This is a genomic window from Erythrobacter sp., assembly GCA_019739335.1.
Classification (GTDB): domain Bacteria; phylum Pseudomonadota; class Alphaproteobacteria; order Sphingomonadales; family Sphingomonadaceae; genus Alteraurantiacibacter.
In genome coordinates this window covers 1,899,874-1,922,802 of the sequence record CP073261.1, presented here as the reverse complement: position 1 = coordinate 1,922,802, position 22,929 = coordinate 1,899,874, and the positions used below count along the sequence as shown (strand labels likewise).

22 protein-coding genes are annotated in these 22,929 nt (G+C 65.3%); 11 read left to right on the top strand and 11 right to left on the bottom strand.

All coding sequences use genetic code 11. The annotated features are described in order from the left end of the window. Window positions 1-7 precede the first annotated feature (7 nt). The 3 genes from JY451_09445 (at window position 8) to JY451_09435 (ending at window position 2,964) form a co-directional block, all read left to right on the top strand. Window positions 8-2,044: a S9 family peptidase gene (locus JY451_09445; GenBank protein QZH73986.1), complete on the top strand. Its 2,037-nt coding sequence runs from the start codon at window positions 8-10 to the stop codon at window positions 2,042-2,044. Window positions 2,045-2,182: 138 nt separating this feature from the next. Further along, complete coding sequence (locus JY451_09440; protein ID QZH73985.1) at window positions 2,183-2,653, top strand: hypothetical protein; 471 nt, start codon at window positions 2,183-2,185, stop codon at window positions 2,651-2,653. Beyond that, the gene (locus JY451_09435; protein QZH73984.1) at window positions 2,650-2,964 is read left to right on the top strand and encodes a transcriptional regulator; all 315 of its coding nucleotides are present in this window, start codon (window positions 2,650-2,652) and stop codon (window positions 2,962-2,964) included. The genes JY451_09440 and JY451_09435 overlap by 4 nt, the downstream gene beginning before the upstream one ends. On the opposite strand, the gene JY451_09430 is transcribed toward JY451_09435, so the two are convergent. Next, window positions 2,952-3,827, bottom strand: coding sequence for a MipA/OmpV family protein (locus JY451_09430; GenBank protein QZH73983.1), 876 nt, complete (start codon window positions 3,825-3,827; stop codon window positions 2,952-2,954). The two genes, JY451_09435 and JY451_09430, sit on opposite strands and share 13 nt — an antisense overlap. A 74-nt stretch (window positions 3,828-3,901) precedes the next feature. Next, window positions 3,902-4,504: a DUF2585 domain-containing protein gene (locus JY451_09425; GenBank protein QZH73982.1), complete on the bottom strand. Its 603-nt coding sequence runs from the start codon at window positions 4,502-4,504 to the stop codon at window positions 3,902-3,904. Window positions 4,505-4,614: 110 nt separating this feature from the next. Here JY451_09425 and crtY point away from each other — a divergent pair, with 110 nt between their 5' ends. The 7 genes from crtY to JY451_09390 all read left to right on the top strand — a co-directional run bounded on the left by crtY (window position 4,615) and on the right by JY451_09390 (window position 12,423). Further along, window positions 4,615-5,820: a lycopene beta-cyclase CrtY gene (gene crtY / locus JY451_09420; GenBank protein ID QZH73981.1), complete on the top strand. Its 1,206-nt coding sequence runs from the start codon at window positions 4,615-4,617 to the stop codon at window positions 5,818-5,820. Beyond that, a complete protein-coding gene (locus JY451_09415; protein QZH73980.1) occupies window positions 5,817-7,328 on the top strand; it encodes a phytoene desaturase in 1,512 nt (503 codons plus the stop codon). Before crtY ends, JY451_09415 begins: the two co-directional genes overlap by 4 nt. Beyond that, on the top strand, window positions 7,325-7,906 hold the full coding sequence (locus tag JY451_09410) for a TIGR00730 family Rossman fold protein (GenBank protein QZH73979.1): 582 nt from the start codon (window positions 7,325-7,327) through the stop codon (window positions 7,904-7,906). Before JY451_09415 ends, JY451_09410 begins: the two co-directional genes overlap by 4 nt. Before the next feature lie 74 nt (window positions 7,907-7,980). Beyond that, complete coding sequence (locus JY451_09405; GenBank protein QZH76665.1) at window positions 7,981-9,003, top strand: phytoene/squalene synthase family protein; 1,023 nt, start codon at window positions 7,981-7,983, stop codon at window positions 9,001-9,003. 26 nt (window positions 9,004-9,029) lie between these two features. Then, window positions 9,030-9,503, top strand: coding sequence for a nuclear transport factor 2 family protein (locus JY451_09400; protein ID QZH73978.1), 474 nt, complete (start codon window positions 9,030-9,032; stop codon window positions 9,501-9,503). Further along, a complete protein-coding gene (locus JY451_09395; GenBank protein ID QZH73977.1) occupies window positions 9,500-11,413 on the top strand; it encodes an acetyl/propionyl/methylcrotonyl-CoA carboxylase subunit alpha in 1,914 nt (637 codons plus the stop codon). Before JY451_09400 ends, JY451_09395 begins: the two co-directional genes overlap by 4 nt. 182 nt (window positions 11,414-11,595) lie before the next feature. Further along, window positions 11,596-12,423: an aldo/keto reductase gene (locus tag JY451_09390; protein ID QZH76664.1), complete on the top strand. Its 828-nt coding sequence runs from the start codon at window positions 11,596-11,598 to the stop codon at window positions 12,421-12,423. Between the two features lie 153 nt (window positions 12,424-12,576). On the opposite strand, the gene JY451_09385 is transcribed toward JY451_09390, so the two are convergent. Together JY451_09385 and JY451_09380 are read right to left on the bottom strand one after the other, a co-directional pair. After that, the gene (locus JY451_09385) at window positions 12,577-14,049 is read right to left on the bottom strand and encodes a glycerol-3-phosphate dehydrogenase (GenBank protein QZH73976.1); all 1,473 of its coding nucleotides are present in this window, start codon (window positions 14,047-14,049) and stop codon (window positions 12,577-12,579) included. Further along, window positions 14,046-15,302 (bottom strand): multidrug effflux MFS transporter, encoded by a 1,257-nt coding sequence (locus JY451_09380; protein ID QZH73975.1) that lies wholly within the window; start codon window positions 15,300-15,302, stop codon window positions 14,046-14,048. Before JY451_09380 ends, JY451_09385 begins: the two co-directional genes overlap by 4 nt. 90 nt (window positions 15,303-15,392) lie before the next feature. Between JY451_09380 and dinB the strand changes: the two genes are divergently transcribed. Continuing rightward, on the top strand, window positions 15,393-16,511 hold the full coding sequence (gene dinB / locus JY451_09375; protein QZH73974.1) for a DNA polymerase IV: 1,119 nt from the start codon (window positions 15,393-15,395) through the stop codon (window positions 16,509-16,511). On the opposite strand, the gene JY451_09370 is transcribed toward dinB, so the two are convergent. The 7 genes from JY451_09370 to JY451_09340 form a co-directional block, all read right to left on the bottom strand. Beyond that, window positions 16,506-16,973, bottom strand: coding sequence for an NUDIX domain-containing protein (locus JY451_09370; protein ID QZH73973.1), 468 nt, complete (start codon window positions 16,971-16,973; stop codon window positions 16,506-16,508). The two genes, dinB and JY451_09370, sit on opposite strands and share 6 nt — an antisense overlap. After that, window positions 16,961-17,581, bottom strand: a complete 621-nt coding sequence (locus JY451_09365; GenBank protein QZH73972.1) for a 6-phosphogluconolactonase — start codon at window positions 17,579-17,581, stop codon at window positions 16,961-16,963. Before JY451_09365 ends, JY451_09370 begins: the two co-directional genes overlap by 13 nt. 74 nt (window positions 17,582-17,655) lie before the next feature. After that, complete coding sequence (locus JY451_09360; GenBank protein QZH73971.1) at window positions 17,656-18,117, bottom strand: DNA starvation/stationary phase protection protein; 462 nt, start codon at window positions 18,115-18,117, stop codon at window positions 17,656-17,658. A gap of 91 nt (window positions 18,118-18,208) precedes the next feature. Then, window positions 18,209-18,769: a hypothetical protein gene (locus tag JY451_09355; protein ID QZH73970.1), complete on the bottom strand. Its 561-nt coding sequence runs from the start codon at window positions 18,767-18,769 to the stop codon at window positions 18,209-18,211. Window positions 18,770-18,823: 54 nt separating this feature from the next. Then, complete coding sequence (locus JY451_09350) at window positions 18,824-20,140, bottom strand: PepSY domain-containing protein (GenBank protein QZH73969.1); 1,317 nt, start codon at window positions 20,138-20,140, stop codon at window positions 18,824-18,826. A 4-nt stretch (window positions 20,141-20,144) separates the two neighbouring features. After that, entirely contained in the window at window positions 20,145-20,714 is a 570-nt protein-coding gene (locus JY451_09345) for a hypothetical protein (protein ID QZH73968.1), read from the bottom strand. Continuing rightward, window positions 20,714-22,822: a TonB-dependent receptor gene (locus tag JY451_09340; protein ID QZH73967.1), complete on the bottom strand. Its 2,109-nt coding sequence runs from the start codon at window positions 22,820-22,822 to the stop codon at window positions 20,714-20,716. Before JY451_09340 ends, JY451_09345 begins: the two co-directional genes overlap by 1 nt. Window positions 22,823-22,929 lie beyond the last annotated feature (107 nt).

Below are 22,929 nucleotides of genomic sequence, written 5' to 3'. Positions count from 1 at the left end.
GCCCCACATGAAGCTGCTTCGCCCGGCCCTGCTCGCTTCCGCCCTCGCGCTGCCCTTCTCGCCCGCACTGGCGCAGGAAGTGCTCACCCCGGAAGATATCGCCCGTATCGAAAACACCGGCACCGTCGCCGTCTCTCGCGATGGCACCCGGATCGCCTATACCCGCGTGCATTACCCTGATGTGACGCAGGGCGAGGATGATGGCCGCGCGCGGCAGCAACTGTTCGTTGCGGACGGGCCGATGGCGGCGCGGGAATTCCTGCCCGAAGACATGTCGGTTTCCGGCATCGATTTCACCCCCGACGGTTCGATGATCACTTTCCTCTATGGCGCTGGCAGTGACCGCGCGCTGTGGGGCATTCCGGTCGACGGCGGCGCGCATCGCAAGCTGGCCGCGGTGGAAGATGCGGCGGTCAACTCCTACGCGATCTCCCCCGATGGCAGCAGTGCATACCTGCTTGTCGCCGCCGCGCCCGACGCCACCCGCACCGCCGAATCCGGCGCGGGTTTCGATGCGATCGTCTATGAAGAGGAAGCGCGGCTGAACCGCCTGTTCGTCGCTACGCTGGGCGGTGAGGATCTCGACGCCGAGCCGCGCGAAATCACCGTGCCGGGCTATGTCGACAGCTTCGAGATCGTTCCGGGCGGCAACTGGGCGCTGATCACCAGTGCGCCGACCCCGCTGGTGGACGATGCCTATACGTCGCGCCGTGCACATATCCTCGACCTGGCGAGCGGTGGGCTTGTCACCGTCGAGACCCCCGGAAAGCTCGGCGATGTCGAGATTTCGCCCGATGGCAGCCAGCTTTCGATGATCGCGGGAACCGACATCAACGATCCCGCCGATACCACGCTGCACCTGGTCGACACCGCCACCGGCACCTTCCGCGCGCTCAACGCGGGGGCGCCCGAAGCAGCGGTGGATGCCGAATGGATGGCCGACGGGCGGCTCGCCGCCATCATCCACGTCGGGGTGCAGAGCGTATTGCGCTTCTATTCCGACGAGGGCGAAGTGCTGCGCAATATCGATCCCGAAGGGCTGATCCTGTCCAGCATCGAGCAGGGCGGCAACCGCGTGGCAGTCGAAGCCCATTCGCCGAGCCACCCCAACGAGCTGTTCCTCTATTCGAGCAGCGGCTTCGAACGCTGGACCGATCACAACCCCTGGCTGGCCGAGCGCAGCCTCGGTGCCCAGCGCGCCTATACCTATACTGCGCGCGACGGGCAGGCGATCGAGGGCGTGCTGATCGAACCCGTTGGCGGCGTTCCCGCTGGCGGCGCACCGCTGATCCTCAACGTTCACGGCGGACCGGAAGCGCATGACAGCAATGGCTGGGTCACGGCCTATTCGATGCCCGGCCAGGTGGCCGCCGGGCGCGGCTATGCGGTGTTCCTGCCCAACTATCGCGGCTCCACCGGCTACGGCAGCGACTTCTCGCGCCAGCACCAGGGCGATGCGGCAGGCGTCGAGTTCGACGATCTGGTCGATGCCAAGGCGGCGCTGGTGGCAGACGGCGTGGCCGATGCGGCGCGCGTCGGCGTGACCGGCGGTTCCTATGGCGGCTATGCCACCGCCTGGAGCAGCACCCGCTATTCGGAGGAATTCGCCGCGGGCGTGATGTTCGTGGGAATTTCCAACGTGCTGTCCAAGTGGGGTACCACCGATATCCCGACCGAGGAGTACAACGTCCATGCGCTCGCCTATCCGTGGGAGGACTACGAGGACACGCTGCGCCGCAGCCCGGTGTTCTACGCCGACCAGGCGAACACCCCGCTGCTGATCATGCACGGCGACCGCGATCCGCGCGTCAGCCCGACGCAGAGCGCCGAACTCTACCGCCACATCCGCGTGCGTCGTCCCGATACGCCGGTGCGGCTGGTCTGGTATCCGGGCGAAGGCCACGGCAACGCCCGCGCCGCATCGCGCTTTGACTACAACCTGCGGATGCTGCAGTGGTTCGACACCTACCTGATGACGGGTGATCGGGACGCCCCGCTGCCGCCGGCGCGCCCGACGCTGGATCTGGGCGACGGCGAGGAATAGGCTGCATCTCTCGTTAAAAGATTGAGGGGGCGGTGAGCGCAGCTTGCCGCCCCTTTTTCGTGCCCGCGCAGCTTCACTTTCCGTATCGGAAAGTTTTCACTTGCTGAATCGGAAAGTCATCAGTATTCACTTTCCAGAGTGGAAAATGAGAGGTTGGTCATGGATCGCAATGAAGCCTATGCTGCGCTGGACAGCGTGAAATATACGCAGGGCAAACTCGCGGAACGAACACAGTGGCCGCTCTGGCGGCACGCGCTGTTCGCCCTTGCGGAAACCGTGCTCGTCTTTGGAATTTCGCTCCCCCTGCCAGGCACGCTGGCCGGCTTCGGGATCGCCATGTTGATAACGATCTTCACTGTCCGGGACGACAAGCAGCGGTACGGCCTGTTCGTATCCGGATGGCAAGGTGGGCGTACGCGTATCGTGCTGCTGATCCTGATTGCCTTTGTCTTGGCAATGGCATTCGTTTCCTTTTCGGCACGCGGCGAACCGATTCCTGCGCCCACCGCCGTGGTAGCGTCGCTCGCCACTTTCGCGGGCTGTTTGATCGGAAGCCTGATGTGGCAAAAGATCTACCGCGCAGAGCTACGCGAAGGTGATCCGCGATGAACGGGTCGCAGATCGATCCAGTGCTGCATCCCCCCGCACGCCTGCAGATTGCCGCCGTGCTGGCTTCTGCCGACGACGTCGAATTCGCCACCCTTCGCGAGCTGTTGGAAGTGAGTGACAGCGTGCTGTCGAAACACCTCTCCGCGCTGTCTGACGCTGGCTATGTTACCTTGTCGAAGGCGGCGCGGGATGGTCGGCAGCGGACCTGGGCCACCTTCACCCGCACGGGGCGGAAGGCGTTCGCATCGCACATGAAGGCGCTGACCGCGCTGGTGGAAAGTGCGCAGGGGGCCTTGGCTCAGAAAGTATAGCCCACGCCCACCGCGCCCAGGAACTGGTCACGCGAACCGCGCACCGTGGTGAAGGGATTGTTCGCCGCATCGCCCAGCAGTCGGGAATAGCCGGTGATCACCACCAGCCCCAGCCCGCCGTTGGTCACATCGCCATCGAGATCGACGCCAAGCAGCAGGTTCACGCCCATGCTGGTGAAGCCTCCACCGTCCGGCTCATAGGGTGCGAGCGGGGCGGGGCCGGCACCGATGTAGTCCGCGGGATCGCTGCGGAAGTAGTAATCCTGGAAATCCTCGTCCGCCCATTCCGCGCCCAGCGAAAGGCTGGCCACGATCGAGCGGCTGAGCGGGGTGAAATAGGAAACCGAGGGGCTGACCGTCATCCCTCCGTGCGCGCCTGCCACATCGAACATCACGTCGGTGCCGAAGGACAGGCTGTCATAGGGGTTGAGCACCTGCGGCACGCTGAACCCGACCGACGGGCCGACTTCGATGGCGGTATCGAGCTCGCCGTACTGGATGACTACATCGTCCTTGATCTGGTTGGCGCGGTTGCCGCGAACACGCGCAGCGATGCCAGCGTCGAAAGACACGCCCTCCGTCGCATCGGGAATGAAATCGAGCGTTACCCCGCCTGCCCGCGGGCTGATGCCCACTCCCCCAAGCGAACCTTGCAGGATCGGCAGCACGGTGACCACGTAATCGTCCGATCCCGTATAGGAGGGGTTCAGCGCCGCGCCGACGCCGACCGAGAGGTAATCGCCTGCGAAAACGGAGTCCTCCATATCGACCGGCGGGCCTTCCGGTGCCTGCTGCGCCAGCGCGGGCGCGGAGAGCGCGAATGACGAAACGGCGGCGTAAGCCGCAAGCTGGCGAATGCGCATTATCGAAGAATTCCTCATGGACTTTTCATGACAACGAATGCTGCCAGCGACAAGTTCCCTGGACCTGGTAGTGTCTACAGGGCCCCGCCCGCCGCCTGCCAGTCGCGGATCGCATCGATGGGGTAGAGCAGCATGACCACGTTGAGCGTCAGGTTGTCGCGGATGGCGTAGAGCGCCAGCAATTCCAGGAACAGCGCCAGCGCCACGCTGGCCCAGGCGGGCAAGCGCCCGGCGAGCAGGAAGCCGAGCACCATCCAGCCGATATCGGCAGCGGAATTGACGATGGAATCGCCACTATAACCGAAGGCCGCGGTCGCCTCGCGATAGCGGTTGATCACCGCGGGGGTGTTCTCGGAAATCTCCCACGCCGATTCCACCAGCACCGCAATAGGCAGCGCCCAGCGTTCGGGCCGCCCGCCGAACAGCTTCCACCGTTGCCACAGCAGGTAGGCCACGCCCGCCATGATCAGCCCGTGGGTGAAGTGGCTCGGCGCGTACCAGTCGGTGATGTGCTGGCTGTTGCCCGCCGATTGCACCTGCCCGTGCCACAGTTCGATCGTGCCGCAGGTGCAGATCGGCGGGCGGCCCATTGCGAACAGCACCGCCACGGCAGCAATCGCGAAAAGGGCCGAAGCGATCATCGCAGCGCGGTGCGGGAGGAGTTTGGTCATGGCCATAAATCGCCGCCGCTCTAGCACTTGGCAAGCTGCCAAATGATTACCGCCCCCCTGCACAGCCTTTCCGCCATGATTGCCTCTCCCGGCCTTTGCGCTAAAGCACCCGCACAATGACCATCCGTGATTGCGATATCGCCATTGTCGGCGGCGGCCTTTCGGGTGGGCTGATCGCGTTGGCGCTGGCCCGGCTCCGGCCCGAACTGTCGGTGCGGCTGATCGAGCACGGCGCGCAGCCGGGCGGCAATCACCGCTGGAGCTGGTTCGCCACCGATCTCTCCCCCGCAGGCAATGAACTGATGGCTGGCTTCCGCAAGACCGAGTGGAGCGAAGGCTACGAAATCCGCTTCCCCGGCCATTCACGCCACTTGGATGCCGGTTACCGTTCGCTCGCCAGCCCCGATTTCGCCGCCCGGCTGGAGCGCGAGCTGGCTCCCGGCACGCTGGTCATGGGCAAGGATGCGGCGGAAGTCTCGGCGCGCGAAGTGGTGCTGGGCGATGGCTCGCGCATCACCGCGCGCAGCGTGATCGACTGCCGGGGCTTTGCGCCCAGCAGCGATCTCGAAGGCGGCTGGCAGGTGTTCATGGGCCGCCACGTGCGCACCCACGAACCGCACGGCATTACCCGCCCCGTGGTGATGGACGCCAAGGTGGACCAGCTCGCCCCGGCGGGCAACGGCGGGGCCTACCGCTTCGTCTATGTCCTGCCGCTGGGCGCGCACGATGTCTTCGTCGAGGACACCTACTACGCCGACAATCCCGCGCTGGACCGCAGCGCGCTGTCGGGTCGGATCGACCAGTACTGCCATGCAGCCGGGATCAAGGGCGATCCGGTCGGGTTCGAGACCGGCGTCCTGCCGGTCATCACCGGCGGGAATTTCGCCGCGTTCCAGCGCGCGCACCGGATTCCCGGCGTGGCGGTGGCGGGCGCGCGCGGCGGGTTCGTCCACCCGCTTACCAGCTATACCCTGCCGATTGCGGTAGATGTGGCGCTGGCGATTGCCGCCGATGCCGACCTGCCGGGCGAACAGCTCGCGGCCAAGCTGGAAGCACGCGCGCGGCGGCACTGGCGGGCGATGGGCTTCTACCGCGCGCTCGGGCGGATGCTGTTCATCGGCGCGGCGCCGGACCATCGCTACCGCATTTTCGAACGGTTCTACCGGCTGCGCGAGCCGCTGATCGAGCGTTTCTACGCGGGGCATTCATCGCTGCTCGACCGCGCCCGCGTGCTGATCGGCAAGCCGCCCATCCCCATCCATCGCGGCATTTCCGCGCTGCTCTCGCATTCCCCTCCACTCTCCCCCAAGGACAAGACATGACCACTCCCCAAGGTCGTACCGCCAGTTCCAAGACGGCTTGCGTTATCGGCGCCGGTTTCGGCGGCATGGCGCTCGCCATCCGCCTGCAAAGCGCCGGCATCGCCACCACCGTGATCGAAAGCCGCGACAAGCCGGGCGGGCGTGCATACTTCTGGGAGCGGGACGGCTTCACCTTCGATGCCGGCCCCACCGTCGTCACCGATCCCGATTGCCTGCGCCAGCTCTGGGCGCTGACCGGGCACGACATGGACGAGGACCTGGAGCTGATGCCGGTGATGCCGTTCTACCGGCTCAACTGGCCAGACGGCACCAATTTCGACTATTCGAACGACGAGGAAGGGCTGCGCAAGGAAATCGCCAAGCTCGATCCGGCCGATGTCGCGGGCTACGAACGGTTCCTCGAATACTCGGCCGCCGTCCACGATGAAGGCTACGTCAAGCTGGGCACCGTGCCGTTCCTCGATTTCAAGTCGATGCTCAAGGCCGCGCCCGCGCTGATGAAGCACCAGGCCTGGCGCAGCGTCTATTCGATCGTTTCCAAGTACATCCGCAGCGAAAAGCTGCGCGAGGCATTGAGTTTCCACACCCTGCTGGTGGGCGGCGATCCGATGAAAACGTCGAGCATCTACGCGCTGATCCACAAGCTGGAGAAGGATGGCGGCGTGTGGTGGACGCGCGGCGGCACCAATCGCCTGATCGCCGGCATGGTCCGCCATTTCGAGCGGATCGGCGGCACGATGCGCATTGGTGATGCGGTGGAAAAGGTCGAAACGCTCGGCAATCGCGCCACCGGGGTGCTGACCAAGAGCGGCTGGCAGGCCAATTTCGATGCCGTCGCCAGCAATGCCGATATCGTCCATTCGTACAAGAAGCTGCTGGGGGACAGCCCGCGTGGGCGTGCGCAGGGCAAGGCGCTGACGAAGAAGAAATTCTCGCCCAGCCTGTTCGTCGTCCACTTCGGGGTCCAAGGCAGCTGGCCGGGAATTCCCCACCACATGATCCTGTTCGGCCCGCGCTACAAAGGGCTGCTGCAGGACATCTACGATCGCGGCGTGCTGCCGGCCGATTTCTCGATCTACCTGCACCACCCCACCGTGACCGATCCGAGCATGGCGCCCGAGGGCAAGAGCACCTTCTACGCGCTCGTCCCGGTGGCGCACATGGGCAAGCTGGCGGTGGACTGGGACAAGGTCGGCCCGGAACTGGAAAAGCGCGTGCTCGACGAAGTCGGACGGCGGCTGATCCCCGACATCCATGACCGGATCGTGACCAAGTTCCACTACGCGCCGAGCGACTTCGCGCATGACCTGAACGCCCACGTCGGCAGCGCCTTCAGCCTCGAACCGCTGCTGACCCAGAGCGCGTTCTTCCGCGGGCACAACCGCGACGATGTGATCGGGAACTTCTACCTGGTCGGCGCAGGCACCCATCCGGGCGCGGGGATTCCCGGGGTTGTGGGCAGCGCAAAGGCTACGGCGGGTCTGATGATTGCGGATTTGACCGCATGAACCGCCTCGCCGTCTATTGCGGGTCCGCCACGCCCGCCGATCCGCGCTATATTGAACTCGCCCGAGAAGTCGGCACCGTGCTCGCAGAGCGCGGGATCGGGGTTGTCTATGGCGGCGGCAAGGCCGGGCTGATGGGGGCGCTTGCCTCTGCCGCGCTGGCAGCGGGGGGCGAAGTGATCGGGGTGATCCCGCAGGCGCTGGTGGACATGGAAGTCGCCAATCGCGACTGCACCGAGTTGCACGTCGTCCAGACCATGCACCAGCGCAAGCAGCTGTTTACCGACCTGTCCGACGGCTTCGTCACCCTGCCCGGCGGGGTGGGGACGATGGACGAGTTGTGGGAAGCAGTCAGCTGGGCGCAGCTGGGATATCACACCAATCCCGTCGGACTCCTCAATGCAATGGGATACTATGACGGGCTTGTAGCGTTCAACCGGGAAATGGCTGACACCGGCTTCATCAGGGCCATGCACCGCGATATCATCATCGTGGGCGAAACCATCGGGGAACTGTTGCAGAAGATGGCCGATTTTACTCCCGCAACCACCATCGTGCAGATGCGCGCCGAGGACCTGTGAAACCTGCCAAGCCCACCCGGATCAAACCACGCCCGCTCGTTTCCAGCCATGTGGTGAAGCCCACGCCGCGCCAGATGGGCGGCGGACGGGAGCGCTCGGCGCTGGTCAGGCAGGCGAAGGCGAGCATCGCCAAGGGCTCCAAAAGCTTCGCCGTCGCCAGCTTGCTGTTCGACAAGGTCACCCGCGAACGCGCGCACCTGCTCTACGCCTGGTGCCGCCGGTGCGACGACATCGCCGACGGGCAGGATCACGGTGGCACGCTGAAGCTCGACGAGTCCAGCGCCGAGGACCGGGTCGGCGCGATCCGCATCCTCACCCACCGCGCGCTCGACGGCCAGCCGACCGCCGATGTTGCCTTCGATGCGCTGGGGCAGGTCGCCAGCGAAACCGGCCTCACCCGCGACATGGCCGACGACGTGGTCGACGGTTTCGCGCTCGACGCCGCGGGCTGGATGCCGCGCAGCGAGGGCGACCTGATGCGCTACTGCTACCACGTCGCGGGCGCGGTTGGTGTGATGATGGCGCGGGTGATGGGCGTTCCCGCCGATGCGGAAGACACGCTGGACCGCGCCTGCGACCTCGGCCTCGCTTTCCAGCTCAACAACATCGCCCGCGACATCAGCGAGGATGCCGCCGCCGAACGCTGCTACCTGCCGATGGATTGGCTCGCGGAAATGGACATTCCCCCCGGCGAACACATGAAGCCGCAGCATCGCCAGCAACTGGTCAAACTGGCCAAGCGGCTGGTCGATCTGGCGCGGGTACACGATGCCAATGCCCGGATAGGCGCCGGGCGGCTCGGCTTCCGCCAGCGCTGGGCGATCCTTGCGGCCGCCAACATCTACGGCGCGATCGGCGAGGAAGTGGTGCGGCAGGGCGAATTCGCCTGGGACCATCGCGTTCACACCAGCCTGCTGGACAAGCTGGGCCATGTCATCACCGCTTTCAAGGAAGCTCTGGCGGGATCGTACGAACCGCAGATCGCGCCCGAATGGACGCGCGGCAAGCTGCTGGTGCTGGCGCGGATGGCCGGACCGGTCGCCGACACGCCGATGACCCCCTTGCGCGACGAGGGAGTCCGCCGCAAGGAAGACTGAACGTCGGCAACTTGCGGGAGGACACGATGCGATTTCTTACCGGACTGGCTGCATTGGCAGCGCTGCTCCTGCCGGGCGCCGCGCTGGCGCAGGAGACCCCCGCCGAGGCGGAAGTGATCGCCACGATCAATACCTTCATGGCTGCCTTTGCCGACAAGGATGGTGAAGCGATGGCAGCGCTTCTCGCCGACAATGCCTTTCGCATCGCCGTACGAGAAGGCGAGGGCGGCGATCCTGTTCTGTCCATGCCAATGCACGATGTTGTCATGGGGATCGCCAATGTTTCCGCCGACATCGCCGAGCCGATTTCGATCACGCAGGTGCTGGTCGATGGCCCGGTAGCGATGGTCTGGGCGGACTATGCCTTCTATCTCAATGGCGAACGTAGCCACTGCGGGGTCGATGTGTTCACGCTGGTCCGCGTTGCGGGCGAGTGGAAGATCGCCACCGTGACCGACAGCTATATCGCCGACGATTGCGAGGACGCGCCCACTCCATGATCCAGAAATTGCTCATCGCCAATCGCGGCGAAATCGCCTGCCGCATCATCCGCACCGCGCGGGCGATGGGGGTGGCCACGGTGGCGGTCTATTCGGATGCCGATGCCAGGGCGCTGCACGTGCGGCAGGCGGACGAGGCAGTGCATATCGGCCCCTCTCCCGCTGCCGAAAGCTACCTGCGGGCTGAGAAGATTATTGCCGCGGCAAAAGCGACGGGCGCGGACGCGATCCATCCCGGCTACGGCTTCCTCAGCGAGAACGCGGAGTTTGCGCAAGGAGTGATCGACGCCGGGCTGGTCTGGGTCGGGCCGAAGCCTGCCAGCATCACCGCGATGGGGCTGAAGGATGCCGCCAAGCAGCTGATGCGCGCGGCGGGGGTGCCGGTGACGCCGGGGTACGACGGCAGGGACCAGTCGCCCGAGCGGCTGGCGCAGGAGGCCGCAGCGATCGGCTATCCGGTGCTCATCAAGGCGGTGGCAGGTGGTGGCGGCAAAGGGATGCGCAAGGTCGATGCGCCCGCCGATTTCGCCGCCGCGCTGGAATCCTGCAAACGTGAAGCGAAGTCGAGCTTCGGCAATGACGAGGTGCTGCTGGAAAAGTGGATCACTTCGCCCCGCCATATCGAAGTGCAGGTGTTCGGCGATGCCCACGGCAATGTCGTCCACCTGTTCGAACGCGATTGCTCACTGCAACGCCGTCACCAGAAGGTGATCGAGGAAGCCCCCGCGCCCGGCATGGACGAGGCGACCCGCGAAGCGATCTGCGGTGCCGCCGTGCGCGCAGCCAAAGCGGTGGATTACGAAGGCGCGGGGACCATCGAATTCATCGCCGACGCCAGCGAAGGCCTCCGCGCGGATCGCATTTTCTTCATGGAAATGAACACCCGCCTGCAAGTCGAACACCCGGTAACCGAGGAGATCACCGGGGTCGATCTGGTCGAATGGCAATTGCGCGTGGCGAGCGGTGAGCCGCTGCCGAAGCGGCAGGATGAGTTGTCGATCAACGGCTGGGCGATCGAGGCGCGGTTGTATGCGGAGGACCCGGCCAAGGGGTTTTTGCCCAGTGTGGGGAAGTTGGAGGTTTTCTCCGCTCATGCTCACGGGGTTCGCACCGACACCGGCATCGAGGGCGGTTCAGTGATTTCACCATACTACGATCCGATGATTGCCAAGATCATCGCACATGGTGAGAATCGCGACGATGCTATTCAAAAGCTTCGTCAGGCGCTTGGTTGCACGCAAATCTGGCCAGTGAAGCAGAACGCTTGGTTCTTATATCGGTTGCTCGGTCTGACCGATTTCACTTCTGGTGAGATGACCACGAGTACGATCGCAGACAATACTGATGATCTTATCGTGCCACCAGCACTGCCGAAGCTTTCCTTGGCACATTACGCTGAACGGCTACTCTATGCGGATGCATTCGGAGACGACTATGCCAGACTATCTGGCATCGGCGGATTCCGACTTAATGCTCCCTGCAAACGATCTATTCGATTGCTTGTCGATCAGGAAACCATTGAAGTCGATCCCGAATACGGCTCCGACGATTCCGTATACGATATCGGCTTCCAGGGCCAAACTGGGAGCCTCTTCTTCTGCAATGGTGCCGCCTTCATGGTGCAGCCGCATCGGCACGAAGGAACCGGCCACCACCACGCCCACGATGGCGACATCCTCGCACCGATGCCGGGGAAGGTTATCGCGGTGGACGTCAGCGAGGGGCAGGCGGTCACCGCCGGGCAGCGGCTGCTGGTGCTCGAAGCGATGAAGATGGAACACGCCCTCACGGCGCCGTTCGACGGGGTGGTGGCGGAGCTCAATACCAGCCTCGGCGCGCAGGTGCAGGTCGAAACGCTGCTGGTGCGGGTTGAACAATCGGGCGTTGAGGCGGTGGAAGTGGAGACCTGAAAACTCTCCTCCCGCTGGCGGGAGGGGTTGGGGGTGGGGATGACCACCCTCGCCATGACAGGCCCACCCCCGGCCCCTCCCGCCAGCGGGAGGGGAGATGAAAGGATCGCATGACTCTCCCCCTCCCCACCCGCCGCACACTCGGCGCATCCCTCATCGCCACCAGTCCGCTTGCCTGGGGCATGTGGCGCTCCGCAGGCGCTGCCGCCGAGGTCGCCCGCTTGCTCCACACCGCGCTCGATGCGGGGATCGACCTGATCGACACGGCCGACATCTACGGCTGGAACGGCAGCGACGGGTTCGGCGCGGTGGAGGCCAGGCTGGGCGCAGCCTTGCGGTCCGATCCCCGCCTGCGCCAGCGCATCACGCTCGTCACCAAGGGCGGAATCCGCCCGCCGGTGCCCTATGATCAGTCGCGCGGCTACATGGATGCAGCGCTCGAAGCCTCGCTGGCGCGGCTGGGCACGGACGTAATCGACCTCTACCTGATCCATCGCCCTGATCTGCTCACCCACCCGCAGGAGCTGGCGGGCTTCCTCGATCACGCCGTGACGAGTGGCAAGGTGCGCAGCCTGGGGGTGTCCAACTTCACCGTGGCGCAGATCGAGGTGCTGGCGGCACTGCTCGACACCCCGCTCGCCGCGACCCAGCCGGAAATCAGCCCCCTGCGGATTGATGCCATCGATAACGGCGAACTCGATCAGGCGATGCGGCTGGGCATGGCACCGATGGCGTGGAGCCCGCTGGCGGGAGGGCGGATCATGGCACCGGAAACCCCGCGCGAATTGGCGGTTGCCGCCGCGCTGGATGCTGTTGCCGAGGCGGCGGGCGTCTCCCGCGCCGTCGCCGCCTACGGCTGGCTGATGGCGCATCCGGCGGGGATCGTGCCGATCGTCGGAACGCAGAACCCGGCGCGGATTGCCGAGGCGGCGCAGGCGCTGGGGATCCGCTGGACGCGGACGGACTGGTACGCGGTGTTTGCTGCGGCAAGAGGGGAAAGGTTGCCTTGAAGATTTGCCCCCCGCAATACCCTTCGTCATTGCGAGGAGCCGCAGGCGACGCGGCAATCCATCTCCGGCCATCGCCCCATTCGCCAGGGTGGGAGATGGATTGCTTCGCTTCGCTCGCAATCGCAATGACGAAAGGGAAACGCTCGGGAGGAACTATCCGCCCATATACCCCACCAGCCCAGCCTGCTCGTCCGCACTCATGTGCAACCCCAGCTTGGTCCGCCGCCAGAGCACGTCCTCGGCAGTAACCGCCCATTCCACCCGCCGCAGGTACCCGACTTCCGCCTCGCTCAGCCCGGCCCCGAAGGAGCGCCCGAGATCCTGCCAAACCTTAGCCTCGCCCAACCAGTCCACCGCGCGGGTGCCGTAGGCGCGGCCGATGCGGGTGACATCGCGCGGGGCGAGGAAGGGGTACTCCTCCGCCAGCACCTGCAACAGATAGCCTTGCGCGGTGTGAGCAAAATCGCCGCCGGGAAGCGGCTGCTTGCCCGTCCAGCTCTCGCTTTTCAGCGCCGGAACCCGCGCGGCCAGACGGTCCACCGCGTCCTCAGCCACATGGCGATAGGAAGTGATCTTGCCGCCGTAGATGCCCAGCAGTGGGGCACCGCGCGCGGCATCGCTCAGCGCTAGCCGGTAGCCGCGCGTCGCCGCTTCGGGGCGGCCCGAGCCGTCGTCCACCAGCGCGCGCACGCCAGCGAAGCTGTGCACCACGTCGGCGGGCGTCACGTCGTGCTCGAAGTAGCGGTTCACCGCGTCGCAAAGGTAGCGCACTTCTTCCGCACTCGGCGCCAAATCGTCGAGCGAGCCGGTGTGATCGGCATCGGTGGTGCCGACCAGCGTAAAGTCCTCCTCCCACGGGATCGCAAAGCAGATCCGCGTGTCGGGCTGCTGGAGGAAATAGGCGTAATCGTGATCGAACAGCCTGGGCACGACGATATGCGATCCGCGCACGCGGCGGATGCCGTAGGCGGGGTGCTCGCCCGCCAGCCGCGCCAGTTCGTCAGCCCCCGGGCCAGCGGCATTGACCAGCGCAGAGCCGATGAAGCGCTCCCCGCCCGCTTCGACATGCCACAGGTCGCCCTCGCGCCGCGCGGAAGTGAGCGGGCAGCGGGTGCGGATCGTCGCGCCGCGTTCGGCGGCGTCGAGCGCGTTGAGCGCCACCAGCCGCGCGTCGTCCACCCAGCCGTCCGAATATTCGAAGGCTGTCTTGCAGGCGGCCTCCAAGGGAACGCCCGCCGGATGCTTCTTCAGGCTGATCGATTTCGCTTTTGTGAGCTTACCCCGACCGCCGATGTGGTCATACAGCAGCAGCCCCGCGCGCAGCATCCACTTGGGGCGCATCTGCGGGGTGACGGGCAGGACGAAGCGCATCGGGCGGATGATGTGCGGGGCGATCTGCCACAGCGTGTCGCGCTCGCCCAAGGCCTCGCGCACCAGTGCAAATTCGTAGTATTCGAGATAGCGCAGCCCACCGTGGACCAGCTTGGTGCTCTTGCTGGAAGTACCGCTGGCGAGATCGCCCTTCTCCAGCAGCAGCACCCTGGCCCCGCGTCCGGCAGCATCGCGCGCCACCCCCGCGCCGTTGACCCCGCCGCCGACGACGATCAGGTCGAACACCGCGCTCATGGCACCACCCGCTGGCGTGGCCCGGTGTGGAAGCGGCGGAACAGTCGCCCGCGCTCGCTGAAAAGCACCAGCAGCAGCGCGCAGGAGGAGCAGATCAGCAGCGACCAGGCAAACGGCACCGCGGATCCGTCATAGCTTTGCCCGATCACCGCCCCCACCATCGCCGCACCGAACATGCGCAGGAAGGTCTGCACGCTTGAGGCCGCGCCGGCGATCTGCGCGAAGGGCTGCATGGCGATCGAGCCGAAATTCGCGCCGAGAAAGCCGAGCAGTGCCAGGTTGATGCTCATCAACCCGATGAACCACGGCAGGCTCTGCGGGTGGGCGTAGGAAGACCAGACCTGCACCGCGCTCACCACCACGAACACGATCACCCCGAAATGCGAAACCCGCCGCGCGCCGAAGCGCATGACGATGCGCGAATTGGCAATGTTGCTCACCGCCATCATCGCCGCCGTGCCGCCGAATACTACCGGGAACAGTTCTCCCACGCCGAAATGCTGCTGGAACAGTTGCTGCGCCGAGTTGACGTAACCGAACACGCTGCCCATCAGCAGCATGGAACCGAGCACATAGCCGATGGCCGCGCGGTTCATCAGCGCCATCCGCATGTTGCGGGCGATGATCGGCACGTTGACGAGCTGCACGTTCTCCTTCGCCAAGGTTTCGGGCAGGCGGAACCAGACCCACACCGCTGCGAGCGCGCTGACGGCCGAAAGCGCGACGAAGATCCATCGCCAGCCTGCCACCAGCAGGATCGCCTGCCCCAGGCTCGGCGCGATCACCGGCACGGTAATGAACACCGCCGAGATCAGGCTCATCAGCCGGGCCATGCCGTCGCCTTCGTAGAGATCGCGCACCACCGCCACGGGGGCGACCATCAGCCCGGCGGCGAGCAGCCCGGTCACTCCGCGCACCGCGAGCATGGCGGTGAAATCGGTCAGCAGGGCCGTCACCAGCGACAGCCCGGCAAAGGCCGCCAGCGCCAGCAGGATGATCGGGCGGCGGCCGAAGCGGTCGGCAAAACTGCCCGGCACCAGGCAGCCGATGCCCATGGTGATGGTATAAACTGCAACGATCAGCTGCCGGTCGTTTCCGTCCGCCGCGCCCAGTTCGCGGGCCATGTCCGCCAGCGCGGGCAACATCGCATCGATCGATAGCGCGTTCAGGCTCATCAGCAGCGCCAGCAGCGCAATCAGCTCGCGCTTGCCCAGGGGCAACGAGTCGATTGGGGAGGAATTTACTGCGGACATTGCAGTTGGCCTAGCCGCGCGGCCCAGCCTAGAAAAGGATTAAGTCAATCTCTCCCCCAACAGCGGTAGGAGCGCTATAGAACGGAACAGATGGCGAATCCGGACGACGACAATGGTGACGAGGCGCAGCAGGGCCTGCGCAAGATCATCCATGTCGATATGGATGCCTTCTTCGCCAGCGTCGAGCAGCGCGACAATCCGGACCTGCGCGGCAAGCCGGTGGCGGTGGGCGGATCGAGCGGGCGCGGAGTGGTGGCGGCGGCGAGTTACGAAGCGCGGCAATTCGGGGTGCGGAGTGCCATGCCCTCGGTCACTGCGAAGCGGCTGTGCCCCGATCTGATCTTCTGCAAGGCGCGGTTCGATGTCTATCAGGAAGTCTCGCGGCAGATCCGGGCGATCTTCCACCATCACACCCCGCACGTCGAACCCTTGAGCCTCGACGAGGCCTATCTCGACGTGACCGAGGATATCCACGGCATCGGCAGCGCCACCGCCATCGCGCAGGCTATCCGCAGGGCGATCCGTGAGCAGACGCAATTGACCGCCAGCGCCGGGGTGAGCTACAACAAGTTCCTCGCCAAGCTGGCGAGCGACCAGAACAAGCCCGACGGCCTTTGCGTGATCCGCCCCGGCGAAGGCGCGGCATTCGTTCAGTCGCTCCCGGTCCGGCGCTTTCACGGGATCGGCCCGAAGGGTGCGGAGAAGATGGCGCGGCTGGGAATCGAAACGGGCGCCGATCTTGCAGCGAAAGATGCAGCATGGCTGCGCGCGCAGTTCGGCAGCTTCGGCGAATACCTGTTCCGCGCCGCGCGCGGGATAGACCTGCGTCCGGTCCGCGCCAACCGCCTGCGCAAGTCGATCGGCGGGGAGCGCACTTTCGGGGAGGATATTGCCAGCGGCAGCGCGCTGCGGGCGACTCTGGACGATATTGTCGAGATCGTGTGGGAGCGGATTGCCGAGAAGCAGGCGAAAGGGCGCACGGTGACGCTGAAGCTGAAGTTCACCGACTTCCAGCAGATGACCCGCGCCCGCTCGCTCGACCGCGCGGTGGAGGGCAAGGCACAATTCGCGGGAATCGCGCACGAGCTGCTGGCGGCGGAATTGCCCTTGCCGATGCCGATCCGGCTGATGGGGCTGACGCTGAGCAATCTGGAGCGTGACGGGGTCGAGGAACCGGCAAGGGAGGATGCGCAGCTTTCGCTGCTATAGCAGTCCAAGCTCCCCCAGCCGCCGCCGCGTGACCCGCGTCAGGTCCGCTTGCGCCAGCTCGTCACGGACAATCCAGCGCAAGGCATCGATCTCACGCTGGTCGGCGCGAGGTTCGCTGAGCGGGCGGGCGGTAAAGACATGAGCAGTATGCGGCGCTCCGGAGAGCACTTCCTGCGCCACCAGCACGCATTTCACCGCCTCCAGTTCGCACCCCAGTTCCTCGCGCATTTCGCGCCGTGCCGCTTCGACAGGGTTTTCACCCTTCCCCAGCCCGCCACCGGGAAGGGACCAGCCTCGTGGGCCGTAGCTATGCCGCACCAGCAACACCCGGCCATCGCCGTCTTCCAGCATTACCGCCACCCCGGCGATATCAGGGCGGGTCAGCCTCCGAAGCCGCTGGCGCAGCGCGTGGGCAATCCGTAATCCCAGCCGGTGCAGCGGGGCGGGGATCAGGTGAAGCATGTCACCTGCTGTGTTGCCGCACCCAACAGCCGGGCAATAGGCAGATCGTGCTCGCCGCGCACCGCCGCATCGAACACCGCCCGCTTGTCCTCGCCCCGGATCACGAACATCAGCGCATCACTGGCAAGCAGCGCCGGAAGAGTCAGGGTGATCCGGTCGAACGGCGCTTCGGGCGGCAGCGGATCGGGTGTGAGGCGGCGGATGGCCTGCGGATCGTCCACCTGCGGATCGGTGTTGGGGAACAGCGAGGCAATGTGCCCGTCCGCGCCCATCCCCAGCCACACAAGCGCGAAGCGTGGCACCTGCTCCATCGTGGTCAGCGTGACCACTTCGGCCCCGGCAGGCTCTAGCAGCGTGCGGATCTTGCCGGTGTTGCTGGCAGGGTGATCCTCCGGCACCACGCGGTCGTCCCCCGGCCAGACGGTGATGCGACGCCAGTCGAGGCCCGATTGGGTCAGCGCTTCGAGGATCGGGAAGGGGGTCGATCCGCCGGGGACGCTAATAGCGAGCGGGGCATCGCTTGCGGCCAGCTTGGCCACGAGATAGCGGTGCAGGAAGTCCGCAATCTCAACGTCGGTTGCATTTTCAATGATGTCGATATCGGCCATGCGGTACCCCATAACGCATAACCGCCACAGGGCGATAGCCGAGCGGCGGTTGCAACACCCATGCGGAAATCGGCCTACTTCAGCGTCGATTCAAGGAACCACACGCGCTCCTCGGCCATGTCGGTCCAGTCATCAATCATCCCATCGGTGGCATTGTCGCCTGCCGCCTCGGCATGCTTTTTCAGCTCTTTCAGCCGTTCGACCAGTTTGCGATTGTCGTCCCGCAGTTCCTTGACCATCTTTTCGGCGGAAAGCGAGGTGTCGTCCTGATCCTTGATCTGCGTAGCCGCCGCGACCGAACCGATCGAGGTCAGCGTCATCGCTCCGTTCTTGCGCACCCGTTCACCGATCAGGTCGATCTGGTCCCGGATGGCGATGGCCTGTTCGTCGAACATCAAGTGCAGATCGCGAAAGCGCGGTCCGGTCACATGCCAGTGAAAGTTCTTGGTCTTGAAAAACAGCGCCAGATGATCGGCCAGCAAGCCGTTCAGTCCCTCGATCAGTGCGGTTTTCGAATTGTCGCCAGTTTTTGCCATGAGTTTTTCCTCCTGCGTCTACAGTTATCCAACGGCTGAACGGATGCAAGGTTGCAGGATAGTTTGGCGTTAGAGTAATCGCCATATGCGATTACTGAAGCGTCCCTGGTGGGAAAAGCGCGACGATGAATGCTCCAGCCAAAAGCGACCCGCCAACCACCCAGCGCAGGGGCTGACGCGGCACTTTTTCCCAGTCACCACCCGCCAGTGCTGCCATCCCCAGCACCATCGCCGCGCCGAGCCCGCCGCCTGCTGCCGCCAGCATCGGCGCACCCGTGGCTACGCTGAGCGAGAGCACCAGCAGCCCGCTCGCATCGGCCAGCACCCCGGCGAACAGCACCAGCGCCAGCGCACCAAGCGATTGCGTCGGCTCGCGCGGAGCCTTGGGCGCGTCGAGGAAGATCACTTCCAGCCCTGCCATCACCAGTGCCGCAGCGACGAACCAGCTCTGCTGTTTCGGGCCGAGCAGTTCGGCGAAGTTCCCCGCCAGCCAGGCCGCCAGCGCGCATCCCGCCACCGCCGCCAATGCAACCAGCGCCAGCAAGGCGCCCACATTTGCGCCCGCAGCGGCGAAGCGGGACACGCGCACCGCTTCGCGTCCGGCAAGCATCGCCAGGGCCACTGCCAGAAAGCTGAGGAAGAACGGGGCCATTGTCGCGCCAGCCTTATCGCAAGGCTGGTGCCGATGCCATCGCTCTCACCCGCTTCAACCAGCAGCGGTGGCAGGCAGGTCCGCCCCGCGACTGATCCAATGCGGTCGCCAGCCTGCCACCAGCAGCATCACCGCAAGCGCGATCCAGAAGATGGCGGTAAACGGTGCGTCGTTCCCCGCCACCAGCCGCACCGCCAGGGTCAGGGCGAGAGCGAGCGGCGATCCCCAGACCACCGCGCCCCACAGTGCGGCAAGGCGCGGTTCCACGATGCCGCGGCGGCGGCGCTTGCCGAGCCAGATGTATACCCCCGTCGCGCTCACCACGGTCAGCGCAAGACCGAAGACGATATAGGCGATCTTCACCGGCAAGCCGCCGTAATCGCCGAAGTGCAGGCTGTAGATGCTCGCCGCGGCCTGCTGACCCAGCGCGCCATCGGCCATGCCTGCGGTGCCGTGGAAGCTGCCGTCTGGCGCAAACATATAATACTCGCCGAAGATCAGCCGCTGCTCGTGCCCGCCGACAATCTGCACGTGCTGGGCGGGCGTGCCGGGGTCATGGAGGATGGCATAGGACACGAAGATGCCGGGATGTTCTTCCGCCATGTAATCCAGTGCGGCTGCGACATCGGGCAATGTCTCGGGCGGGCTTTCCCCTTCCATTTCCTCCCCAAAAATCGGGGCGTAGACCGCTTCCACGTCGCCGCCATAATTCGTCCAGGCGAGCGCATAGGCGGTGACAGTCGCCAGCCCGATCACCGCCCCCGTCAGCGCTAGCGCCAACGAGAACGGCAGGGTCCAGACGCTCAGCCGGTTGTGCCAGTCCGCGAGCGCCACGCCCCCTGTGGATCGAGCACGCAGGCGGAAGGCATCGCGAAATATCCGCGGGTGCGCCATCACTCCGGTTATCGCCAGCGCCAGCATCAGCGCGCCCAGAATGCCGACGATGGTAATGCCCACCAGCGTGGGCAGATTGAACGTATAGTGCAGGCCGTAGAGGAATTCGGACCAGGCGTTCTCCTCCGGCACCGCGCGCGAGCCGTCCGGGTTGAGGTGGAAGGCCTGTGTATCCGTGGTAAGCGTGGCGCGCGGCAGTTCCCCGGTCGGCATGTGGACATAGAGGTGCGTGGTGAGCGACTCTCCGGCTGCCGCTTCCTGCGCCATCACTTCGGTGACGGCGCGCTGCACTGCGGCGGGCGCGATGGCGGACATTTCGGGTGCGGCAGGCTGCTCGAACCTCTGCCATTCCTCATACAGCACCAGCACGGTGCCCGACAGGCAGACGAGGTAGAGCAGCGCTCCGGCGAGCAGGCCGATGGCCGCGTGCGCGGAAAGGCCGCGCTTCACCGTGCCGGGTTCGATAGCGAGGTTCATGGCGTCAGCTCCCTGCAAGCATGGCGGGCACGATCAGCAGCCCGGCGATAGCGATGGTGGTGATCTGCGCGCGCCGCTTAGTCTGCATCAGCAGCACTGTGGCCAGCACGCCCCATGCGATCGGCACGACAAACAGCGCGGTGGCATTGGCGTCCGGCTCTCCCATGCCCAGCAGCATGGCCACCGCGCGCAGGCCGATGCCGAGCGCAAGCGAAGCAACGAAGCCGCCCAGCACCACGATCAGGAAAGTCGCCAGCCGCGCGCCCAGACGCTTGTCCTCGCCCGGTTCGGGCAGCATTCCCACCCGCTGGCTGGCGCGCTTCGCCACAACCCTTTGCGGTGAGAGGAGGGCAGAATGCACCAGCATCAGGCTCGCGGCGCCCATCGCGATCAGCGAGACCACCGAGATGCCCCACGCCCCCGCTTCCGCTCCGGCCAGCACAACAGCGACACCCAGCAGCATCCAGCCCGCCAGATTGGCAGCGGCCGAACGCTGCTTGCGCGCCCAAGACCATCGCAACACCGTAATCCCGGCTAAGGCGGCAAGCGCGGCGGGCCAGAGCAGGCCGCCCATCAGAACCGCCGCGTCAGTGTGGCGAAGACATTGCGCTCATTGCCCTGGAAGCAATCGCCGCGCGCGAGGCAGGCGGAGTAGTAGTCTTCCCCCAGCAGGTTGGTGGCATTGACGCCGAGGCTCCAGTCGTTCCAGCGCAGTTCCGCCACTGCATCCACCAGCGTGTGACCGGGCGTGACCAAGCCGTCAGGGAAGGCCGCGCCGTAGGAGACGTTGTCCCCGGCATAGCGCACCCCGCCGCCCAGCAGCAGGCTGATCTCTCTGGAGAGCGTGAACGGGCGGCTGAGCCAGATCGAGGCGTTTTCCTTTGGCACATTGTCGAGTTGCCGCCCGGTGCCGACGATTTCCGCTTCATTGTGGCTGTAGTTGACCAGCAGGTTGAAATTGCCCGGCAGCAGCACACTCCCCTCCGCCTCGAAGCCGCGCGAGAAGCTCCGTCCCGCCTGCACGCGGTCGGTCGGATCGGCTGTGGAATCGTCGCTGATAGGACGCCCGGTCTGGTCGATATCGTAATAGGTCAGCGTGAGCAGCGCGTTTTCGAACGGGTGGATCTTCACCCCCACTTCCCACTGGCTGCCCTGCAGCGGCGAGAACGCGGTGCCGTCGCTGGCGGTGCCGGCAATCGGTTCGAAACTCTCGGTATAGCTGACGAAGGGCGAGACCCCGCGCACCACTTCGCCGATAAGCCCGGCGCGGAAAGAAGTGGCGCTGGTGTCGATCGTCCGGGTGCCGAAGCTGTCCACGGTCACGTTGTCGTGCCGTGCGCCGAGCATCAGCGATACCCGGTCGAAAAAGCGAATCTGGTCCTGCACATAGAAGCCGAGTTGCTCGGTCGTCACGTCCTCGCGGGCGCTTTCGGGCTGCGGCAGGCCGCCACCGAAGTCGTTGAGCGCATCGTAGTCGATGTCGTAGATGTCGATGTATTCGAACCCGAAGCCGCCGCGCTTGCGCACGCGGCTCCACGAATAGTCGACCCCTGCGAGCAGCACATGCTCGATATTTGCGCCGGTGTTGAAGTCGATTTGCACATTGTTGTCGCTGGAAGCCACTTCGAGCCCCGCAATCGAGCCATCGGCGTAGAGGCCGATGGTCCGCTGGTCCGGATCGGGCGTGCTGGTGCCGGACAGCACGTAGGGATTGGCGGGGTTCGAATAGCTGTTGGGGTAATGGGTGAAGTAGGTCAGGTCACTGTCGATATAGCGGCCGCGCAGGTTCAGCCGGACATTCTCGCCGAACCGCTGTGTGAACAGCGCGGTGCCCTGCAAGAGGCGCCCGTCGTAGCGATCCCAGCCGGGCTTGCCGATGAACAGGTCGCCCGGCAGCTGGCCGTTGGGATTGGGCAGGATCGTGCCCACCAGCGGCAGGAACTGCGAGGTCGAACCGCCGTCGTCCTCCTGATACAGCCCGATCAGTGTAAGTTCGGTATCCATGCTCGGTGCCCAGGTGAGCGAGGGCGAGACCATGATCCGGTCATCGGGCACGAAATCGGTCTGCGTTCCGCTGTCGCGCACCCGCGCCACCACGCGCGCCGCGAGCGTATCGCTGACCGGTCCGGTGATATCGGCGAGCGCCTCCAGCCGGTCGAACGAACCGACCCTCAGCGATACCTCGCCTTCCGGCGTGAATTGCGGGGTCTTGGAGACAAGATTGATGATCCCGCCGAGCGAGCCCGCGCCGAACAGGCCTGACGAAGGCCCGCGCAGCACCTCGACCTGTTCGAAATTGTAAGGATCGGCACGGATGCTGGCGTAGAAGCTGAAAATGTCGCGCATCCCGTCGCGGAATTGCAGCGCGTTGACGCCGCGGACGAAGCCGCCGTCCACCCGGCTGTCGGGGCCATAGGGATTGGAGTGCACCCCGGCGACATAGTTGAGCGTGTCGGAAATCGAGACCGCGCCCTGCAATTCGTAGAGGTCGGACGGGATCACCGTCACCGGCTGCGGCACTTCGATTGCGGGAACCGTGGTCTTGGTTGCGCCTTCGCTTTGCAGGCGTTCGCCGGAAACGATGATCTGGCGGCGTTCGTCTTCCAGAGAGCCGTCCTGCGCGGAAACCTGGCCTGAGAAGAGTGCAGTGCCTGCAAGCAGGGTGATGGTGGAAACCTTCATATTCGATCCCTCAGTCTTTCGCTTTTCCAACTTGCTACTGCGAGTCGTTCGCACGCTCTCTAATGCGTCTCATTCGCAATAGCAATCCTGTAGCCGACGATTGGGTG

Excerpts from the sequence above, each read along its gene's own strand:
- JY451_09445 (QZH73986.1), top strand. The coding sequence starts at position 8 with ATGAAGCTGCTTCGCCCGGCCCTGCTCGCTTCCGCCCTCGCGCTGCCC.
- JY451_09435 (QZH73984.1), top strand. The coding sequence starts at position 2,650 with ATGAACGGGTCGCAGATCGATCCAGTGCTGCATCCCCCCGCACGCCTG.
- JY451_09430 (QZH73983.1), bottom strand. The coding sequence starts at position 3,827 with ATGCGCATTCGCCAGCTTGCGGCTTACGCCGCCGTTTCGTCATTCGCG.
- JY451_09425 (QZH73982.1), bottom strand. The coding sequence starts at position 4,504 with ATGGCCATGACCAAACTCCTCCCGCACCGCGCTGCGATGATCGCTTCG.
- crtY (QZH73981.1), top strand. The coding sequence starts at position 4,615 with ATGACCATCCGTGATTGCGATATCGCCATTGTCGGCGGCGGCCTTTCG.
- JY451_09415 (QZH73980.1), top strand. The coding sequence starts at position 5,817 with ATGACCACTCCCCAAGGTCGTACCGCCAGTTCCAAGACGGCTTGCGTT.
- JY451_09410 (QZH73979.1), top strand. The coding sequence starts at position 7,325 with ATGAACCGCCTCGCCGTCTATTGCGGGTCCGCCACGCCCGCCGATCCG.
- JY451_09405 (QZH76665.1), top strand. The coding sequence starts at position 7,981 with ATGGGCGGCGGACGGGAGCGCTCGGCGCTGGTCAGGCAGGCGAAGGCG.
- JY451_09400 (QZH73978.1), top strand. The coding sequence starts at position 9,030 with ATGCGATTTCTTACCGGACTGGCTGCATTGGCAGCGCTGCTCCTGCCG.
- JY451_09395 (QZH73977.1), top strand. The coding sequence starts at position 9,500 with ATGATCCAGAAATTGCTCATCGCCAATCGCGGCGAAATCGCCTGCCGC.
- JY451_09390 (QZH76664.1), top strand. The coding sequence starts at position 11,596 with ATGTGGCGCTCCGCAGGCGCTGCCGCCGAGGTCGCCCGCTTGCTCCAC.
- JY451_09385 (QZH73976.1), bottom strand. The coding sequence starts at position 14,049 with ATGAGCGCGGTGTTCGACCTGATCGTCGTCGGCGGCGGGGTCAACGGC.
- JY451_09380 (QZH73975.1), bottom strand. The coding sequence starts at position 15,302 with ATGTCCGCAGTAAATTCCTCCCCAATCGACTCGTTGCCCCTGGGCAAG.
- dinB (QZH73974.1), top strand. The coding sequence starts at position 15,393 with ATGGCGAATCCGGACGACGACAATGGTGACGAGGCGCAGCAGGGCCTG.
- JY451_09370 (QZH73973.1), bottom strand. The coding sequence starts at position 16,973 with ATGCTTCACCTGATCCCCGCCCCGCTGCACCGGCTGGGATTACGGATT.
- JY451_09365 (QZH73972.1), bottom strand. The coding sequence starts at position 17,581 with ATGGCCGATATCGACATCATTGAAAATGCAACCGACGTTGAGATTGCG.
- JY451_09360 (QZH73971.1), bottom strand. The coding sequence starts at position 18,117 with ATGGCAAAAACTGGCGACAATTCGAAAACCGCACTGATCGAGGGACTG.
- JY451_09355 (QZH73970.1), bottom strand. The coding sequence starts at position 18,769 with ATGGCCCCGTTCTTCCTCAGCTTTCTGGCAGTGGCCCTGGCGATGCTT.
- JY451_09350 (QZH73969.1), bottom strand. The coding sequence starts at position 20,140 with ATGAACCTCGCTATCGAACCCGGCACGGTGAAGCGCGGCCTTTCCGCG.
- JY451_09345 (QZH73968.1), bottom strand. The coding sequence starts at position 20,714 with ATGGGCGGCCTGCTCTGGCCCGCCGCGCTTGCCGCCTTAGCCGGGATT.
- JY451_09340 (QZH73967.1), bottom strand. The coding sequence starts at position 22,822 with ATGAAGGTTTCCACCATCACCCTGCTTGCAGGCACTGCACTCTTCTCA.